The sequence below is a fragment of the Streptomyces humidus genome (assembly GCF_014649655.1).
In the GTDB taxonomy this organism is placed as follows: Bacteria; Actinomycetota; Actinomycetes; order Streptomycetales; family Streptomycetaceae; genus Streptomyces; species Streptomyces humidus.
In genome coordinates this window covers 257954-275445 of record NZ_BMTL01000004.1, presented here as the reverse complement: position 1 = coordinate 275445, position 17492 = coordinate 257954, and the positions used below count along the sequence as shown (strand labels likewise).

The following is a 17492-nucleotide window of genomic DNA, read 5'->3' as shown; positions in this document are numbered from 1 at the left end:
CCCGGCAACAGGTCCTTCGCCCCTGGACCCCCTTACGTACGACCGTACGATGGAGGGGGTCCAGTGCCGTATCTAGGAGGATGACCGTGGCCGACGAGCTCACCCCGGAGACCCCGGAAGAGTCGGAAGAGCCCATCAAGCAGCGGAAGAACGGCCTGTACCCGGGCGTGTCCGACGAGCTGGCCGAGAGCATGAAGTCCGGCTGGGCCGACACGGAGCTGCGCGACCTGGAGCCGATCGTCCAGGCCGCGGAGACCGCCGCCCGCCGCGCCGCGCTCTCGGCGCGCTTCCCGGGCGAGCGCCTGGTGATCCCCGCGGGCAACCTGAAGACGCGCTCCAACGACACGGAGTACGCCTTCCGCGCCTCCGTCGAGTACGCGTACCTGACCGGCAACCAGACGGAGGACGGCGTGCTCGTGCTGGAGCCCGTCGCCGACGGCCACCAGGCCACGATCTACCTCCTGCCCCGCTCCGACCGCGAGAACGGCGAGTTCTGGCTGTCCGGCCAGGGTGAGCTGTGGGTGGGCCGCCGGCACTCGCTCGGCGAGGCGGAGCAGCTGTACGGCATCCCGGCCTCCGACGTGCGCGAGCTGGCGGACCGGCTGCGCGAGGCCACCGGGCCCGTGCGCGTCGTGCGCGGTCACGACGCGGGCATCGAGGCGGCCCTGACCGACAAGGTCACCGCCGAGCGCGACGCGGAGCTGCGCGTCTTCCTCTCCGAGGCTCGGCTCGTCAAGGACGCGTTCGAGATCGGTGAGCTGCAGAAGGCCGTGGACTCGACGGTCCGCGGCTTCGAGGACGTCGTGAAGGTCCTCGACAGGGCCGAGGCGACGAGCGAGCGCTACATCGAGGGCACGTTCTTCCTCCGCGCGCGGGTGGAGGGCAACGACGTCGGCTACGGCACCATCGCCGCCGCGGGCCCGCACGCCTGCACGCTGCACTGGGTGCGCAACGACGGGCCGGTGCGCCCGGGCGATCTGCTCCTGCTGGACGCGGGCGTCGAGACCCACACGTACTACACCGCCGACGTCACGCGCACGCTGCCGGTCGACGGCCGCTTCACCGAGATCCAGAAGAAGATCTACGACGCCGTGTACGACGCCCAGGAGGCCGGTATCGCCGCGGTGAAGCCGGGCGCCAAGTACCGCGACTTCCACGACGCGGCGCAGCGCGTGCTGACCGAGCGGCTCGTCGAGTGGGGCCTGGTCGAGGGTCCGGTCGAGCGGGTCCTGGAGCTCGGGCTGCAGCGCCGCTGGACGCTGCACGGCACCGGGCACATGCTCGGCATGGACGTCCACGACTGCGCCGCCGCGCGCGTGGAGTCCTACGTCGACGGCACGCTGGAGCCCGGCATGGTGCTGACCGTCGAGCCCGGGCTGTACTTCCAGGCCGACGACCTCACCGTGCCCGAGGAGTACCGGGGCATCGGCGTCCGCATCGAGGACGACATCCTCGTCACCGAGGACGGCAACCGGAACCTGAGCGCCGCGCTGCCCCGGCAGTCGGACGAGGTCGAGAGCTGGATGGCCTCGCTGACGAACTGACGGGCTGACGTCCGATCGACGGCCGGGCGCCCCTGCGGCGTCCGGCCTTCGTGCCTGCTGCGGGTCGTGGAAGCGGCGGCCGGCCGAACTGACGGCTGGTCACACAGCCATCAGCGGCGCGTCCTTGCGCCACTTGAGGATCTTGTCGAAGCTCACCACCGTCCCGACGCGCCCCGGCTTGTTGCCGATGTGGACGTGGTCGGCGAGTTCCTGGATGAGGAAAAGGCCGCGGCCGTGCTCGGCCTCGGGGCTCGCGCGCACCGGTACGGGCGCGGGACGTTCGGCGGTGAACCCCGGGCCCGAGTCGGCGACCTCGATCCGGCACTTCTCGCCGTCGAGGTACGCGGTGACGCGGTACGCCCCCGAACGGCCGCCGCGCGCGGTGTCGCCGCCGTGCTCGACGGCGTTGGCGCAGGCCTCGCTCAGGGCCACGGAGAGGTCGTAGCTGACGTCGGGATCGACGCCCGCCGTCTCCATGGTGCCGAGCAGCAGGCGGCGGGCGAGCGGAACGCTCGCGGCCTCGCGCCGCAGATGGAGTGACCACCAGATGCTCATGCTCCAGCCTCCTGGCTGCGGCTCGACATACCGATACGTATTGCCGCACCGGGCCGTATGTAAGCGCGGTTTCCGCGTGATGCCGCCCATATGGGGGATGCGCTCAGGCCTGGAATCGGTGTATGCGGGACTCGACGGCATCAGCAGTACCAGTCACACCAGACGGTGATCTTCCACGTGGCGGGGACCTTATGGACCTGCCGTGTGGCCGGGGTGAGCCCAGTGCGATGATGAGCGCGCCATGACTGCCCCCTACAGCGAACGCTCCGGTCGCGATCTACGGCTGCTGCGGGCCGCGGTGTTCGCCGCGGTCTGCGTCTTGCTGGCCGCCGCCGCGCACTCGACGGCCACCTGCGCCGTCATCCCGCTGTGGACGCTGGGCGCGGGATTCCTGGGCGTCCTCGCGGTCGTGGCGCCGCTCGCCGGGCGCGAGCGCTCGCTGCCGGGCATCGCGGCGCTGCTCGCGGTCGGACAGACCGCGCTGCACACCCTCTTCGGACTCGGTCAGCACACCGTCTCCGGGTCCGCCGCGCTCTCCGCCGACGCCTCCGCCACGCTGTCCGGGACGGACGCCACGCTCGTCGCCCGGGCGGCGCGGCTGGTGTGCGGGGCCACGGCGGCCGCGCTCAGCCCGGCCGAGGCCCAGAAGATCCTGGTGAACGCGCGGCTTTACCCTGCCGGAGCCGGAGCCGGAGCCGGCAGCGGCGGCGGCACGACAGCCATGAGCGGCATGACCGGGATGGGCTCGATGCGCCATCCCACGGACGTCCTGTCCGCGGCCGGCTCGCCGATCTCCCCGCTGCCCTCCCTGCCGATGCTGCTGGGCCACGTCCTGGCGGCCGTCGCCGCCGGCTGGCTGCTGCGACGCGGCGACACCGCCCTGCTGCGGCTGCTCGCCCTGTCGGCCCACGGAGTCGCCGAAGGCGCGCTCGTACGGTCCCTGCGCGGGGCGCTCGCGCTGGTGCGCGCCCTGCTCGCGGGGCTGCCGACCGCGCCCGGAGCGGGACCGCGCGTCCCGTGCGCCGCTCTGCTCACGCCGGCCGCTCCCCGCATCACCGCCCTCCAGCACTCCGTGATCAGGCGGGGCCCGCCGCACGCGTCCGCTCTCGCCCTCGCTGCCTGACGCGACACGACCAGCACTCCACCACGACCGGGGAGAGCGGCCGCCGTCGTGCGGCACGCGCGCGTGCGCACGTCCGTGCACACGCCTCCCCAGTCACCGACTCACTCGGAGTGGAGTGCTCCCCGCCATGAAGACCTCTCGTCTCACCGCCCGTGTCATCGCCGCCGCCACCGTCGCCGGGGCCGGCGTCCTCGCCCTGTCCTCGCCCGCCCTCGCCCACGTCAGCGTCGCCGCCGAGGGCGCCGCGGCCAAGGGCGGCTACGCGGTCGTCGACTTCAAGGTCCCCAACGAGCGGGACGACGCCTCGACCGCCAAGCTCGAGGTCGCCTTCCCGACCGACCACCCGCTGGCCTCCGCGCTGCCCGAGCCCATCCAGGGCTGGAAGATCGAGGTCACCAAGGCGAAGCTCGCCAAGCCCCTCGAGGTGCACGGCAAGCAGATCTCCGAGGCCGTCTCCAAGATCACCTGGACGGCCACCGGCGAGGGCGTCAAGCCCGGCTTCTTCCAGAAGTTCCCCGTGTCCATCGGCGCCCTGCCCGAGGACGCCGACGAACTGGTCTTCAAGGCGATCCAGACGTACTCCGACAAGGAGGTCGTGCGCTGGATCGAGGTCCAGAAGGACGGCGCCGAGGAGCCCGAGAACCCGGCCCCCGTGCTCGCCCTGACCGCCGCCTCGGAGGACGGCCACCACGGCGCCGCCGCCGAGGACGCCTCCGACAAGTCCGACGACGCCAAGGCGACCGCCACCACGACCGAGGCGGCCTCCGGCTCCGACGACAGCGACACCACCGCCCGGATCCTCGGCGTGGTCGGCATCGTCGTCGGCGCCGCCGGCGTCGCGTACGGCGTGCTCGCCGGCCGCCGCCGCACCCCCGCCAGCGAGGCCTGACCCCCGCCCGCGTCGGGCGGCAGCCGCCGCCCGACGCCGGCACCCGACGGGGCGCACCGGGGTGCACGGCCTGCCGTACACCCCTCTCCGCACACCCGATCCGTACCTCCTGTCCGGGCCCCCGGTGCGCACCGGATTTCATACATCTGGGACATTTCTCTATGCGTAAGAAGACGTTCGCCGCGGCCGTGCTGCTCGCGGCCGCCACCCTCACTCTCTCCGCCTGCGGCGGCAGCGACAGCGGAAGTCCCGTGGCCTCCGTCTCCCAGGAGACCGGGAAGCGAGCCGTGACCGTGCTCGACCAGCCCTTCACCAAGCCCGCCCTGGTGCTCACCGACACCCAGGGCAAGCCGTACGACCTCCGCAAGGAGACGGCCGGCCGGCCGACGCTGGTCTACTTCGGCTACACCCACTGCCCCGACGTCTGCCCGCTGACGATGAACAACATCGCCGTCGCCAAGAAGCAGCTGCCCAAGGCAGAGCAGGACGACCTGCGCGTCGTGTTCGTCACCACCGACCCGGACCGCGACACCCCGGCGGCGCTCGGCAAGTGGCTCAAGGGCATCGACCCCCAGGCCGTCGGCCTGACCGGGAAGTTCGCCACCATCCAGGCCGCCGCATACCGCCTCGGCATCACCGTCGAAGCGCCGCACAAGGACAAGAACGGCAAGATCGTCTCCACCCACGGCACCCAGGTCGTCGCCTTCTCCCCCAAGACGGACGCGGGCTACCTGCTGTACGGCGAGGACGCCACGGTCGACGACTACACCAAGGACCTTCCCAAGATCGTCAAGGGTGAGAACCCGTGAGGCCGATACGGTCCGCGCGGCTCGTCGCCGTGCCCGCCACGGCGGTCGCCGGCGCGCTGCTGCTGGCGGCGTGCGGGTCGGACACGGACGGCAGGGCGGAGCTGTCCGTCCAGGCCGCCTACATCCCGCAGCCCGTCTCCGACACCATGGCCGCCGGTTTCCTCACCATCGTCAACAAGGGCGACGCCGAGGACGAGCTGACCTCCGTCACCAGCCCGGCCGCGGGCCAGGTGACCCTCCACGAGACCGTCGGGTCGTCGATGGAGCAGGTCAGCTCCCTCGACGTGCCCGCACACGGTCGACTCGTGTTCAAGAGCGGCGGGAACCACCTGATGTTCGAGATGCTGAAGAACAAGCCGGTACAGGGCGCGACCGTGACCGTCCGACTGCACTTCGCCGCCTCCGATCCGCTCGAGGTCGAGATCCCGGTGAAGTCGGCCACGTACAACCCCAAGACCGGCCACTGAGGGAGGGACCACCTTGACGCAGACCATCGCCCCCCGCGTCCGGATGCTCGTGCTGCTGTTCCTGGCGGTCGCCGGCGCACTCCTGGCGGGTGCCGGACCCGCGTCCGCGCACGCCGCGCTGACCGGCAGCGACCCCGCGCCGGGGGTGGTGGTCGACAAGGCGCCCACACAGGTGTCGCTGACCTTCTCCGAGACCGTCTCGATGAACGACGACTCCGTGCGCGTCCTGGATCCCCAGGGCACCCGGGTCGACACCGGCAAGCCGTCGCAGGTCTCCGGCGCCGGCTACGCCGTCCAGCTGCACTCCGGGCTGCCCGACGGCACGTACACCGTGACCTACCAGGTGGTCTCCGCCGACAGCCACCCCGTCGCCGGCGCCTACACCTTCTCCATCGGCTCCCCCTCCAAGACCACCGTGTCGGTGTCCGACCAGGTGGCCGGCGGCGGAGTCGTCGGCCTGCTGTACGACCTCGGGCGGTACGTGTCGTACGCCGGGTTCATCGTGATGGTCGGCGGGGCCGTCTTCGTGCTGACCTGCTGGCCGCGCGGCACCGGGGTGCGGGCCGTGCAGCGACTCGTTCTCTCCGGCTGGCTCGCGATGACCGCCGCCACCCTGTTCCTGCTGCTCCTGCGCGGCTCGTACGCGAGCTCGGGCAAGCTCGGGGACGTCTTCGACCTCGACCTGCTGGGGCAGGTCCTGCAGACCAAGACCGGCGCGGCCCTCGTGTCCCGGCTGCTGCTGCTCGCCGCGGCCGCGCTGTTCATCGCCGTGCTCTTCGGCGCCTACGACAAGCGGGAGGACGAGGAGAAGCGGGACCTGACCTTCGGGCTCGCGATCGGCGGAACCGTCGTGTCCGCAGGACTCGCGGCGAGCTGGGCCATGGCCGAACACGCCTCGACCGGGTTGCAGCCGGGCATCGCGATGCCCGTCGACGTGCTGCACCTGCTGGCCGTCGCGACCTGGCTCGGCGGACTCGCCGCCCTCCTCGTCTCGCTGTACCGGGCGCCCGCGGACCGGCCCGTCGAGGGCTCCGCCGTCCAGCGGTTCTCCCAGGTCGCCTTCGGCAGCGTCCTCGCCCTGGTCGTCACCGGCGTCTACCAGTCGTGGCGCCAGCTCGGCTCCTGGTCCGCCTTCACCGACACCCGCTACGGACAGCTGCTCCTCGTCAAGATCGGGCTCGTCGCGGTGCTCGTGGGCATCGCCCGGATCTCACGACGGTGGACCGCGCGACTGGCGGACACGACGACCGGGACGACTACGTCGACGGCCTCGACGGCCGCGAGGACGGCATCGGCACGGACGTCCACGGCCGAGAAGCCTGTGGTCACGGCGGGCAAGCGGGCGGGGGACGCGGGCAGCACGGCCGTCGGCGCCGACGAGAACGACACCGGCGAGAGCAGCACGGGCGGCGGCGGGAGCAGCACCGGCGACGGCGGGAGCAGCACCGGCGACGGCGGGAGCAGCACCGGCGACGGCAAGGGCGGCTCCAAGAACGCCACGGCCGTCTCCGGCGGCGACGAGCGGGCCGTGCAGCTCGCGCGGCAACGCGCCGTCGTCGTCGCCACACGAGAGAAGAGGCTGCGGGACTCCGACGCCGACCGCTTCGGTCTGCGGCGCTCGGTGCTCGCGGAGACCGGCGTCGCCGTCGTGCTGCTCGCCGTCACCACCGTCCTGACGTCGACCGAGCCCGGCCGTACGGAGCAGGAAGCCGCCCGGGCCACCGGTTCCTCGTCGTCCGCCTCGCCCTCGTCGGACTCCCCCTCCGGGGCGCTGACGCTGGACATGTCCTTCGACACCGGCGGCACCGACGGCAAGGGCGTGGTCAGTGTCGACCTCGACCCCGCACGCGCCGGCGCCAACGAGATGCACGTCTACGTGACCCGGCCCAACGGCCGCGCCTTCGACGTGCCCGAGGTCAAGGTCGCCTTCACCCTCGAAGCCAAGGACATCGGGCCACTGCCCGTCACCCCCGACCACATCACCACGGGCCACTGGGCGGCGAGCGCGGTGCAGATCCCCATGGCCGGCGAGTGGAAGATCGCCGTCACCGTGCGCACCTCCGACATCGACCAGGCGACCGTGTCCAAGAACGCTCAGATCGGCTGACCGCACCATGCCCGACCAGTCCCTCCCCGACGCCCGTACACCCGAGACCCCCGGCCCCGGCACCAACACGAGCGGGACCGGCACGCCCAAGACGGGCGCCGGCAAGCCTCGTAAGCCCAAGACGGGCCCCGCGAAGACCCCTGCGCCCAAGGCCGGCACCGGCAGGGCCGGGGCCGAGGCCGCCCGCGCCTCCGTCGGCGACGGCGTCCGCCCGGAATCCCCCTCCCCCTCCACCCCCACCTCCGTCGAGGGGCTGACTCGGCGCAGGCTGCTCGGCACGGCCGGAGCGACCGGGCTCGTCCTGGGCGCTGCGGGCGCGGTCGCCGGCTACGCCGCGGCCCCCGCGCAGGCGACCCCTCCTCTCTCCTCGATCGGGTCCGGGCAGGTGATGTTCCACGTGAAACATCAACCGGGGATCACCCAGGGCCTCCAGGCGCGCGGTCATCTCGTCGCCTTCGACCTCGCGGCGGGAGCCGGCCGCAAGGAAGCCGCCGCACTGCTGCGCCGCTGGTCGGAGACGGCCCGACGGCTGATGGCGGGCGAGGCCGCCGCACACGACGACACCGGCGTGGCCCGGGACGCCGGCCCCTCCTCCTTGACGGTCACCTTCGGCTTCGGCAACAGCTTCTTCGCCCGCACCGGTCTGGAGAAGCAGCGTCCGGTCGCTCTCGACCCGCTCCCGGACTTCTCCTCCGACCACCTCGACAAGGCCCGCAGCAACGGTGACCTGTGGGTGCAGATCGGTGCGGACGACGCCCTGGTCGCCTTTCACGCCCTGCGCGCGATCCAGAAGGACGCGGGCACGGCCGCGAAGGTCCGCTGGCAGATGAACGGCTTCAACCGGACGCCGGGCACCACCGCCCACCCCATGACGGCCCGCAACCTGATGGGTCAGATGGACGGCACCCGCAATCCCAGAACGACCGAGCCCGACTTCGACGAGCGCATCTTCGTCCCGGCCTCCGGCACCAAGGACCCCGCGTGGATGGCAAACGGCTCCTATGCCGTCGTACGCCGCATCCGCATGCTCCTCGACGACTGGGAGAAGCTGTCGCTCAAGGCGCAGGAACAGGTCATCGGGCGACGCAAGGCGGACGGCGCGGCGCTGACGGGCGGTACCGAGACCACCGAGATGGACCTGGAGAAGACCGACGCGAACGGCGACCTGGTCGTCCCGATCAACGCGCACGCCCGCATCACGCGCCCCGACCAGAACGGTGGCGCGGCCATGCTGCGGCGGCCCTTCTCCTACCACGACGGCATCGACCCGGACGGCACTCCCGACGCGGGCCTGCTGTTCGTCTGCTGGCAGGCGGACCCGCTGCGCGGCTTCGTCACGGTGCAGCGCAAGCTGGACCGGGGCGACGCGCTGTCCCTGTACATCCGCCACGAGTCGAGCGGCCTGTTCGCGGTGCCGGGCGGGGCGGCCGAGGGGGAGTACGTGGGGCAGCGGTTGCTGGAGGCGTGAGGCTGCGGCTGCGGCTGCGGCTGATCGCCAGGAACTGCGGATCCTGGGAAGTTACGCCCCGCGGTGGGGATTCATTCCTGCGAGGGCACCTCGTGAGATGCGTGCGCCCGAATACGCAAGGGCCATTAGGGTGAGGTCATGCCAGCGAGCTATGCGTATCTCGGCCCCGAGGGCACCTTCACGGAGGTCGCCCTGCGCACGCTTCCGGAGGCGGCCACCCGGCAGTTGCTGCCGTACGTGTCGGTGCAGTCCGCGCTCGACGCGGTGCGCTCGGGTGAGGCCGAGGCCGCGTTCGTGCCCATCGAGAACTCGGTCGAGGGCGGGATCACCACGACGCTGGACGAACTGGTCGCGGGCGCGCCGCTGATGATCTACCGCGAGGTGCTGCTGTCGATCACCTTCGCGCTGCTGGTCAGGCCCGGCACCCGGCTGGCGGACATCAAGACGGTCTCCGCACACCCGGCCGCACAGCCTCAGGTGCGCAACTGGCTGAAGGCGAACCTCCCCGACGCCGCCTGGGAGTCGGCCGCCTCGAACGCGGACGCAGCCCGGCTGGTCCAGGAGGGCCGCTACGATGCCGCCTTCGCCGGTGAGTTCGCTGCGGCCCGGTACGGGCTGACCGCCCTGGAGACCGGGATCCACGACGCCGAGAACGCGCAGACCCGTTTCGTGCTGGTGGGCCGGCCTGCCCGTCCGGCGGCGCCGACCGGCGCGGACAAGACGTCCGTCGTGCTGTGGCAGCGCGACGACCATCCCGGTGGCCTGCGCGACCTCCTGGGCGAGTTCGCCACCCGGGGCGTCAACCTCATGCTGCTGCAGTCCCGTCCGACGGGCGCCGGAATCGGCAACTACTGCTTCTGCATCGACGCCGAAGGACACATCTCCGACCGCCGGATGGCGGAGGCCCTCATGGGGCTGAAGCGGATCTGTCGCGAGGTGCGTTTCCTGGGCTCGTACCCGCGTGCGGAGGTCAGCGCGGCGGACGTCGAGGCTCCGTTGCCCGGAACGTCGGACGGGGAGTTCATGGCGGCTGCCGACTGGGTTGCGGGCTGCCAGGACGGCCGTTTCTAGCCTGTCCGCCCGCCTGACACTGGTCCTACCTGCATATCTTCGTTATCCACAGAAGTTATCCACAGGGCCGCTTCTCGACCTGGGGACAAGTCGACAACGAAGTGCCATTCAGTCGACAAATCGGTCCCCACTCCCTCGGGGTGGCTCGCAACCCGTACGTCACCCCTCGTCCACCTGTCTCCTTCGATCAATCCTTCAGGGCGACCCTTTTCCACCCGAAAGTGGGCCCGAGTCGGGTTTGGGCACGGAATTCTCCAGCGCGCGAACAGGCCTCGGAATGATCCATTCCGATGTCCACAGATCTTTCGCACACCCTGTGGATAACTCACACGGGGTGCGGATCCCTGTGGACAACTCGGCCCCCAAATCCCGTGCGCCGCAAGGAAGTCGAGTCAATGCGACGCCCGTCACATGCTTCGTCCCAGGGAATGAGACACGTTTTACTGACACACTCGGCAATTGCCGCATAACCCACCGTAAGGCGCGATTCGGAACGCCCGGCAGAGGACGCCGGAAGACTCGGCGCGCGGCACCCGAATCTGAGTCGTGAGCCGCAACTCCGCACGGGTAGCCTTGACCGCGTGATTGACCTTCGCCTGCTCCGTGAGGACCCCGACCGTGCGCGCGCTTCCCAGCGTGCCCGTGGAGAGGACGTCGCGCTCGTCGACTCCCTCCTGTCCGCCGACGAGCGGCGCAGGTCGTCCGGCGTCCGCTTCGACGAGCTGCGCGCCGAGCAGAGGTCGCTCGGCAAGCTCATCCCCAAGGCCTCCGCGGACGAGAAGGCCGAACTGCTGAAGAAGGCGAGCCAGCTCGCCGCCGACGTCAAGGCCGCCGACGCCGAGCGCGCCGAGGCCGACGCCGAGACACAGGAGTTGCTCCAGCGGCTCGGCAACCTCGTGCACCCCGACGTGCCCGTGGGCGGCGAGGAGGACTTCGTCACCCTCGAGACGCACGGCACGATCCGCGACTTCGGCGCCGAGGGCTTCGAGCCCAAGGACCACCTGGAGCTCGGCCAGATCCTCGGCGCGATCGACGTCGAACGTGGTGCGAAGGTCTCCGGATCCCGCTTCTACTTCCTCACCGGCGTCGGCGCCCTGCTCGAGCTGGCCCTGGTCAACGCGGCGATCGCGCAGGCCACGGCGGCCGGCTTCACCCCGATGCTGACCCCGGCGCTGGTGCGTCCGCAGTCCATGGCGGGCACCGGCTTCCTCGGCCAGGCGGCCCAGGACGTCTACCACCTCGACAAGGACGACCTCTACCTGGTCGGCACCTCCGAGGTCCCCCTCGCCGCGTACCACATGGACGAGATCATCGACGCGGACAAGCTGCCGCTGCGCTACGCGGGCTTCTCGCCCTGCTTCCGCCGCGAGGCCGGCTCGCACGGCAAGGACACCAAGGGCATCTTCCGCGTCCACCAGTTCGACAAGGTCGAGATGTTCTCGTACGTCACGCCCGAGGACTCGCAGGCCGAGCACCAGCGCCTGCTGGCTTGGGAGAAGCAGTGGCTGTCCGCGCTGGAGCTGCCGTTCCGCGTCATCGACGTCGCCTCCGGTGACCTCGGCTCCTCGGCCGCCCGCAAGTTCGACTGCGAGGCCTGGATCCCGACCCAGGGCAAGTACCGCGAGCTGACGTCGACCTCGGACTGCACCGAGTTCCAGTCCCGCCGGCTGTCGATCCGCGTCCGCGAGGGCAAGCAGATCCGCCCGCTGGCCACGCTGAACGGCACGCTGTGCGCCGTCCCGCGCACGATCGTCGCCATCCTGGAGAACCACCAGCAGGCCGACGGTTCCGTGTACGTCCCCGAGGTGCTGCGCCCGTACCTCGGCGGCCGGGAGGTCCTGGAGCCGGTCGCCAGGTGAGTGCCGTCTCTGCCGCCGGAGAGTTCCCCTACCGCCTGATCGCGACCGACCTCGACGGAACGCTGCTGCGCTCCGACGAGTCGGTCTCGCGACGCACCCGTGACGCCCTCGCCGCGGCCACCGCGGCGGGCGCCGCGCACATCGTCGTGACGGGCCGTGGGGTCCCGTGGACCCGGCACATCCTCGACGACCTCGGCTACGACGGCATCGCGGTCTGCGGGCAGGGCGCCCAGGTCTACGACGCCGGTGCGCACCGCCTGCTGACCTCGGTGACCCTGGACCGCCAGTTGGCGGGCGTGGCCCTGGCCAAGATCGAGGCGGAGGTCGGGCCGTTGCACCTGGCGGCCAGCCGCGACGGGCTGGACGGGGACGTGCTGGTGGGGCCCGGTTACGCCGTCCACGGCACGCTCCCAGCCACGCCGTTGAGGGACGCGTCCGACCTCTGGTCGGCCCCGCTGAACAAGATCTACATCCAGCATCCCGAGCTGTCGGACGACGAGCTGGCCGAGGCCGCACGGCAGGCCGCGGGCGGCTTCGTCACGGTCGCGATGGCCGGCGCGGGAATCGTGGAACTGCTCCCCCTGGGCCTGTCCAAGGCCACGGGCCTCTCCCTGGCCGCCCGGCGGCTGGGCCTGAAGGCCGCCGAGACCATCGCCTTCGGCGACATGCCCAACGACATCCCGATGTTCGCCTGGTCCGCTCACGGCGTGGCCATGGCCAACGCCCACCAGGAGCTGCGGACGGTCGCCGACGAGGTGACGTCGTCCAACGAGGCCGACGGAATCGCCGAAGTCCTCGAACGCTTCCTGAGCTGAAGTCCCGGAACGCTTCCTGAAGCCAGGACACCCGGCCCGGGCAAACGCGCGAACCGGGCCGGACACCCGGATCCCGGCGTCCCTCACCGGCACCCGCGAGCCACCGCCCGGCCGCGCCCGGCCTCCCGGGTGCGGCTGAGGGCGCCCGAAGACGCCCTCAGCCGCGCCCCCGGCCAAGAAGCCCTGACAACGTCTCGCTCGGCAAGCCGGTGCCCGGCCGCTCGGCCGACGTTCCGGGAAGGGCGGCCCACGCGAGAGCGACATCGCGTGCTCGAAGCGGCCGCCCCGGGCAGCTCCCCTGTGAGGAGCGGGTTCGACGGAGGCGTAACTACTCCGGAACCCGCCACAGGCTGCCCTGAAGGGAGTTCGACGGACTGCCGTGCATGGGCATCGTCGAACTCCTCACCCGGTCCGTGTCGCCGGACGTCCTCCGGCCGACCCGCGTTCTGCGGGTACGACCACTGTGCCCTCAGGGCGACCGGGACGCCACCGAATAAAACATCTGTGCGACGGCCGTGGTGCAGCGGCGACTACCGGCGGCGCCACCTGCGTCGACGCGCCTTGCTGAAGAACCAGCCCGCCGGCGGCTCGTCGGAGCGCCAGGGCTGCGGCTCGGGCGCCTGCGCACGCCACCTCGCGGCCAGCATCCGGGCGCGGGCGGACGGCTCCGACGCCTCGGCGGCACGTATGAAGTCGTCGTCCAGGACGAGGTCGTCCCAGAGCTCGTCCCCGGACCGCTCCCGACCGCCGTTCGTCGTGTCGTCGTCCGCCATCCCGTCCTCCCCGTCCTCCCAGCCCTCGCGCCCTGTGCCGGTCACCAGGCGCCGGATGCCGCGCCCAGTGTGCCGGGGCGCGGGTGAAGCCGTCGTCAAGAACGGCCGCCCCGCCCCCGGCACGGCGGCTCACTCCTCGCCGGCGAGCGTCAGTGTCCGCAGCTTCTGTCCCGCGTACCAGGTGGCCAGCACGGTCACCGCGACCAGCAGCACCGTCGCCGTGGTCAGACCGACGTCCGAGGTCACGAGGTCCCCGCCCGCCACCTTGTGGGCGACCGCCAGCGACCACTGCTGGACGCTGAGCGTGCGCGCGCCCGGCACCAGGGACCCGAACAGGGCTTCCCAGACGAGGGCGTAGACGAGACCGAACACCACCGCGTGCCGCGAGACGGTCCCGAGAAGCAGGAAGACGGCGGCGTAGGCGATGGAGGAGACCAGCGCGGCGACGGTGTAGGCGACGGCGATCTGCTGACCGTTGCCGTTCAGGATGAACCCGGCGATCAGCGTCGGCAGGGCCGAGAAGACCATCGTCACCGCGACCGCCACGATCAGCTTGGTGAAGATGATCGTCGGCCGCTTCAGCGGCTTGGACAGCAGGTACACCACGGAGCCGTCGTCGATCTCGGGCCCGATCGCGCCGGTGCCCGCGATCACGCCGATGATCGGGACCATGGTGGCCAGCGCGAGGCCGCCGAGCAGGTCGGCCGCCGTCTGGTCGTCGGCCCCGGCGAGGCCGCGCACGACCACGGAGATCGCGATCAGCAGCAGGGGCAGAGCGCCCAGGATGAGAGCCCGGCGACGGCCGAGCAGGGCCCGGTAGGTGAGCCGGGCGACTGTGGGGTCGTACATCTTGGGCCTCCTACGCCGCGACGAGATACGAGAAGACGGACTCGAGGGACTCGTCGGACGGCGAGACCGTGAGCAGCCGGATGCCGTGGTCCCTGGCGACCCTCGGCAACAGGGCCGTGAAGCGGCCGAAGTCGACGGCCTGGACACGCAGCGCGCCCTCGGCGAGGTCGACCTCGATGCCGGAGGTCGACGGGTCGGCGATCAGCGCGGCCGCGAGGGCGCGGTCGTCGCTGGAGCGCACCAGATAACGGTGCGGACGGTCGGTCATCAGCCGGCGGATCTTGCGGAAGTCGCCGCTGGCCGCGTGCCGGCCCGCGACGACGACCTCGATGTGCCAGGCGAGTTGCTCGACCTCCTCGAGGATGTGCGACGAGAACAGCACGGTGCGGCCCTCGTCGCCCATACGCCGCAACAGGTCCATGAGCTGCATGCGCTGGCGCGGGTCCATGCCGTTGAAGGGCTCGTCGAGCAGCAGCAGCGACGGGTCGTGGACGAGAGCGCTGGCCATCTTGACGCGCTGGCGCATGCCCTTGGAGTACGTCTGGATCTTGCGGTCCTGCGCGTACTCCATCTCGACGGTGGCCAGCGCCTTCTGGGCGGCCTTCGCCCCCAGACCGTGCAACTCGGCGTTGGCGACGACGAATTCGCGGCCGGTGAGGAAGTCGTACATCGCCTCGCGCTCGGGGACGATGCCGATCTGCCGGTAGATCGCCTCGTTGCGCCAGACCGTCTGTCCGTCGAGGGTGACCGTGCCGGTGGAGGGGGCCAGGAAGCCGCCCATCATGTTGATGAGGGTGGACTTCCCGGCGCCGTTGGGGCCGAGCAGGCCGGTGACGCCGGGGCCGATGGTCATGGTGATGTCGTTGACGGCGACCACGTTGCCGAACCAGCGGGAGACGTGGTCGATGCTGAGCGTGGTCACAGGCCCACCTTCCGGTAGCGGCGGATCAGGAGGGCGTGGGCGGTGCCGATCAGGCCGAGGACGACGAGGACGTAGACGACGCCCTGTCCGTCGGAGGGGCCGACCCCGCCCGGGAAGGCGGAGGAGGCGCCCAGGAACGCCGACTGCACGCCGTCGATCAGCGTGACGGGGGAGAACAGGCCGATCCAGGGGATGGAGCCGGCGCTGTCCTGCGCCTCGGCGATGGCCTGGAGCGTGGAGACCGCGCCGTACGAGATCGTCAGCACGGCGATGACGGCGGCGATGCCGAAGCCGCGGCGCGGGGTCACCGAGGCGATGACCAGGCCGATGCCGGCGAACAGCAGTGAGAGCAGTGCCACGGAGACGAGTCCCTGACCGAATCCCTTGGTCTGGTCGGCGAAGTCGAGTTTGGCCAGCAGGGCGCCCACATAGAGCACGAGCAGCGGGGCCGCGGTGAGCACGAAGAGTGCGGAGGCCATCGCGGCGAGCTTGGCACGTACGTAGTCCGCGGTCTCGATGGGCCGCGAGAAGTACAGCGGCACGGTCTTGAAGCGCAGGTCGCGCGAGACGGACTGGGGGGCCTGCGAGGCGACGTAGAGGCTGATGACGGCCTGCATGATGATCGCGTAACGCGTGTAGTCGACCGGCAGTTCCTTGGCCTTCGTGGCGACCGCGACGGCGACCATGATGGCCGCCGGCACGCACATCACCACGAAGAGCAGCATCGGCAGCACCTTGGACTTCACCGAGCGGCCGAGGCCGTAGGCGCCGCGCAGGGACTGCGAGTAGAGGGAGCGGCGGGCGTAGGCGCGGCCCAGCCGGGGGCCGTCGTAGCTGCGGTAGCCGATGTTGTGGATGCGGGTCTGGTCTCCCGCGGGGGCGGTGACCGGGTGCTCAACTGCCATGGCCGACGGCCTCCTTCCGCTGCTGGTCGTTTTCGGCGTCGCTGTCGGTGAAGACCTCGGAGATGTGGTGCCTGCGCTGTTCCATGCGGACGAGGCCCAGGCCCAGTTCGGCGACCGCGTCCCGGACGACGTCGTACGTCTCCTCGCCCTGCGCGGTCAGCAGCAGGACGTGACCGGCGCCGGGCAGGGCGCTGTTCGCGTCGAGCACCTCGACACCGCGCGCGCGGAGCGCCTCGCGCACCGCGCGGGTGCCGTCGGGATGCGCGTCGGTGTCGGTGACCTCGATCGCGAGGGTGGTCGTGGTCTGCGTGAAGTCGGTGGTGGAGCTGGAGCGCAGAAGCTTGCCGCCATCGACGACCACGACGTGGTCGCAGGTGCGCTCCAGTTCGCCCAGCAGGTGGGAGGTGACCAGGACCGAGATGCCGAAGTCGGTGTGGATGCGGCGGATCAGGCCGAGCATCTCGTCGCGGCCGACCGGGTCGAGGCCGTTGGTCGGCTCGTCCAGGAAGACCAGCTGGGGGTCGTGGACGAGGGCCTGGGCGAGCTTCACGCGCTGCTTCATGCCGGTCGAGTAGCCGCCGATGGGGCGGTAGCGCTCCTCGTACAGGCCGACGTGGCGCAGGGTGTCCGCGGTGCGCTCACGCGCGGCGGTGGGCGGCAGACCGGACATCCGGGCCATGTGCACGACGAACTCGGTGGCCGAGACGTCGGGCGGCAGGCAGTCGTGCTCCGGCATGTAGCCGACCCGCTCGCGAATGGCGGCGCCCTTGCTCGCGACGTCGAGGCCGAGCACCTCGGCTCGGCCCTCGGAGGCGGGCGACAGACCCAGCAGGATCTTGATCAGTGTGGACTTGCCGGCCCCGTTGGCTCCGACGAGCCCGGTCACACCGGGTCCGACGTCCACGGAGAGCCGGTCAAGAGCGGTCACCCGGGGGAACCGCTTGCTCAGGCTTTCGGTCGCGATCACAGTCACGCCCTCAAAATTAGTGACGCACGCCACGAAAATCATCAGACCTCAGAGCCGTCTTCGCCTCAGACCTCAGATGTACGGGCACGTAGGGGATGCCCTGCCTGAGATCTACGGGTCCGAGGGGCCGCGGGCATGTTCTCCACAGGTGGCCCCTCGTCCTGTTGACGTCGTCTCTAACAACTGTCACATTCGGTGATGCCACGTCACGGACGCGTAGCGCGGTCGACAGGCCCGCAAGGCGTTCGGCACGGGCACACGGACGGCACAGGCGCACACGGACGGCACAGGCGGCACAGGCGGCACAGGCGGCACAGGCGGCACAGGATGACATGACGACGGCATCGACGGTGCCGACATCGGCGCCGC

General features: G+C 71.1%; 16 protein-coding genes. 10 read left to right on the top strand and 6 right to left on the bottom strand.

Annotated elements, in window-relative coordinates:
- Nucleotides 1–86: 86 nt before the first annotated feature.
- On the top strand, nucleotides 87–1544 hold the full coding sequence (locus IE239_RS06320; RefSeq protein WP_190148249.1) for an aminopeptidase P family protein: 1458 nt from the start codon (nucleotides 87–89) through the stop codon (nucleotides 1542–1544).
- Nucleotides 1545–1643: 99 nt separating this feature from the next.
- On the opposite strand, the gene IE239_RS06315 is transcribed toward IE239_RS06320, so the two are convergent.
- Complete coding sequence (locus IE239_RS06315) at nucleotides 1644–2099, bottom strand: ATP-binding protein (RefSeq protein ID WP_190148248.1); 456 nt, start codon at nucleotides 2097–2099, stop codon at nucleotides 1644–1646.
- A 241-nt stretch (nucleotides 2100–2340) separates the two neighbouring features.
- On the opposite strand from IE239_RS06315, the gene IE239_RS06310 reads away from it, so the two are divergent.
- The 9 genes from IE239_RS06310 (at nucleotide 2341) to IE239_RS06270 (ending at nucleotide 12707) form a co-directional block, all read left to right on the top strand.
- The gene (locus tag IE239_RS06310) at nucleotides 2341–3222 is read left to right on the top strand and encodes a hypothetical protein (RefSeq protein WP_190148247.1); all 882 of its coding nucleotides are present in this window, start codon (nucleotides 2341–2343) and stop codon (nucleotides 3220–3222) included.
- Nucleotides 3223–3349: 127 nt separating this feature from the next.
- Complete coding sequence (locus IE239_RS06305) at nucleotides 3350–4111, top strand: YcnI family copper-binding membrane protein (protein ID WP_190148246.1); 762 nt, start codon at nucleotides 3350–3352, stop codon at nucleotides 4109–4111.
- A gap of 161 nt (nucleotides 4112–4272) precedes the next feature.
- Nucleotides 4273–4920, top strand: a complete 648-nt coding sequence (locus IE239_RS06300; protein ID WP_190148245.1) for an SCO family protein — start codon at nucleotides 4273–4275, stop codon at nucleotides 4918–4920.
- Nucleotides 4917–5387, top strand: coding sequence for a copper chaperone PCu(A)C (locus tag IE239_RS06295; RefSeq protein ID WP_373308062.1), 471 nt, complete (start codon nucleotides 4917–4919; stop codon nucleotides 5385–5387). Before IE239_RS06300 ends, IE239_RS06295 begins: the two co-directional genes overlap by 4 nt.
- A 13-nt stretch (nucleotides 5388–5400) precedes the next feature.
- Entirely contained in the window at nucleotides 5401–7494 is a 2094-nt protein-coding gene (locus IE239_RS06290) for a copper resistance CopC/CopD family protein (RefSeq protein WP_190148244.1), read from the top strand.
- Nucleotides 7495–7501: 7 nt separating this feature from the next.
- Complete coding sequence (efeB, locus tag IE239_RS06285) at nucleotides 7502–8962, top strand: iron uptake transporter deferrochelatase/peroxidase subunit (RefSeq protein WP_229877839.1); 1461 nt, start codon at nucleotides 7502–7504, stop codon at nucleotides 8960–8962.
- A gap of 138 nt (nucleotides 8963–9100) precedes the next feature.
- Nucleotides 9101–10033, top strand: a complete 933-nt coding sequence (gene pheA / locus IE239_RS06280; protein ID WP_190148243.1) for a prephenate dehydratase — start codon at nucleotides 9101–9103, stop codon at nucleotides 10031–10033.
- Nucleotides 10034–10614: 581 nt separating this feature from the next.
- Nucleotides 10615–11892 (top strand): serine--tRNA ligase, encoded by a 1278-nt coding sequence (gene serS, locus IE239_RS06275; protein WP_190148242.1) that lies wholly within the window; start codon nucleotides 10615–10617, stop codon nucleotides 11890–11892.
- Nucleotides 11889–12707, top strand: coding sequence for an HAD family hydrolase (locus IE239_RS06270; protein WP_190148241.1), 819 nt, complete (start codon nucleotides 11889–11891; stop codon nucleotides 12705–12707). Before serS ends, IE239_RS06270 begins: the two co-directional genes overlap by 4 nt.
- A gap of 530 nt (nucleotides 12708–13237) precedes the next feature.
- Here the strand turns inward: IE239_RS06270 and IE239_RS06265 are convergent.
- The 5 genes from IE239_RS06265 to IE239_RS06245 all read right to left on the bottom strand — a co-directional run bounded on the left by IE239_RS06265 (nucleotide 13238) and on the right by IE239_RS06245 (nucleotide 17123).
- The gene (locus IE239_RS06265; RefSeq protein WP_190148322.1) at nucleotides 13238–13480 is read right to left on the bottom strand and encodes an SGM_3592 family protein; all 243 of its coding nucleotides are present in this window, start codon (nucleotides 13478–13480) and stop codon (nucleotides 13238–13240) included.
- A 129-nt stretch (nucleotides 13481–13609) separates the two neighbouring features.
- Nucleotides 13610–14329 carry an ABC transporter permease subunit gene (locus IE239_RS06260; RefSeq protein WP_190148240.1) on the bottom strand — a complete coding sequence of 240 codons (720 nt, stop codon included), beginning with the start codon at nucleotides 14327–14329 and terminating at the stop codon, nucleotides 13610–13612.
- Between the two features lie 10 nt (nucleotides 14330–14339).
- On the bottom strand, nucleotides 14340–15251 hold the full coding sequence (locus IE239_RS06255; protein ID WP_190148239.1) for an ABC transporter ATP-binding protein: 912 nt from the start codon (nucleotides 15249–15251) through the stop codon (nucleotides 14340–14342).
- Nucleotides 15248–16156, bottom strand: a complete 909-nt coding sequence (locus IE239_RS06250; protein ID WP_190148238.1) for an ABC transporter permease — start codon at nucleotides 16154–16156, stop codon at nucleotides 15248–15250. Before IE239_RS06250 ends, IE239_RS06255 begins: the two co-directional genes overlap by 4 nt.
- On the bottom strand, nucleotides 16146–17123 hold the full coding sequence (locus tag IE239_RS06245) for an ABC transporter ATP-binding protein (RefSeq protein ID WP_190148321.1): 978 nt from the start codon (nucleotides 17121–17123) through the stop codon (nucleotides 16146–16148). The genes IE239_RS06250 and IE239_RS06245 overlap by 11 nt, the downstream gene beginning before the upstream one ends.
- Between the last annotated feature and the right edge of the window lie 369 nt (nucleotides 17124–17492).

What these genes read in the sequence shown, in the direction of transcription:
- IE239_RS06315 (WP_190148248.1), bottom strand. Translation starts at nt 2,099, where the DNA reads ATGAGCATCTGGTGGTCACTCCATCTGCGGCGCGAGGCCGCGAGCGTT.
- efeB (WP_229877839.1), top strand. Translation starts at nt 7,502, where the DNA reads ATGCCCGACCAGTCCCTCCCCGACGCCCGTACACCCGAGACCCCCGGC.
- IE239_RS06300 (WP_190148245.1), top strand. Translation starts at nt 4,273, where the DNA reads ATGCGTAAGAAGACGTTCGCCGCGGCCGTGCTGCTCGCGGCCGCCACC.
- IE239_RS06260 (WP_190148240.1), bottom strand. Translation starts at nt 14,329, where the DNA reads ATGTACGACCCCACAGTCGCCCGGCTCACCTACCGGGCCCTGCTCGGC.
- IE239_RS06250 (WP_190148238.1), bottom strand. Translation starts at nt 16,156, where the DNA reads ATGGCAGTTGAGCACCCGGTCACCGCCCCCGCGGGAGACCAGACCCGC.
- IE239_RS06265 (WP_190148322.1), bottom strand. Translation starts at nt 13,480, where the DNA reads ATGGCGGACGACGACACGACGAACGGCGGTCGGGAGCGGTCCGGGGAC.
- IE239_RS06310 (WP_190148247.1), top strand. Translation starts at nt 2,341, where the DNA reads ATGACTGCCCCCTACAGCGAACGCTCCGGTCGCGATCTACGGCTGCTG.
- IE239_RS06305 (WP_190148246.1), top strand. Translation starts at nt 3,350, where the DNA reads ATGAAGACCTCTCGTCTCACCGCCCGTGTCATCGCCGCCGCCACCGTC.
- pheA (WP_190148243.1), top strand. Translation starts at nt 9,101, where the DNA reads ATGCCAGCGAGCTATGCGTATCTCGGCCCCGAGGGCACCTTCACGGAG.